The 427-nt window shown below is 50.1% G+C and carries 1 protein-coding gene; it reads right to left on the bottom strand.

Translation table 11 applies throughout. The features are described from left to right. Window positions 1–210: exonuclease subunit SbcD (gene sbcD / locus AC066Y_RS43325; RefSeq protein WP_478279149.1), on the bottom strand; the 210-nt coding region annotated here is incomplete at its 3' end. Window positions 211–427 lie beyond the last annotated feature (217 nt).

Genomic DNA, 427 nt, shown 5'->3' with positions numbered 1-427 from the left:
CAGCTCGACCACAAAACGGTTATACAGCTCGCGGGCATAACTTGGCGGCGAGCCGGTATCGAACAGATCTCCGGCGACGATCAGCGCATCCACCTGCTGTTGTTCGATCTGCTCGATCAGCCAGCGCAGAAAAGCCTGATGTTCGGCGGCACGGCTTTTGGTGAAAAAATACTGGCCAAGATGCCAGTCAGAGGTGTGGATCAGGCGCATGACACTCCCAGGGCGATAGAGTAATGGCAGGGATTATAAAGGGAATATGATGTTTCTGCGTGACTAGAAATAATCGCTATGCTTACTGCCTACAACAGGCAGGTTTTGTCATGGCTATTTATTTCATAAATCTGTCACAAAACTGACGCATAATGGCGCCCGCAATCAACTGTGATCGCTAACACATTGGCAGGATTGACGATGGCAAGACGCATAC

Source organism: Bradyrhizobium sp. USDA3010, assembly GCF_056429065.1.
The sequence above is the reverse complement of the archived record's forward strand: the minus strand, read 5'-3'. Positions and strand labels throughout refer to the sequence as shown.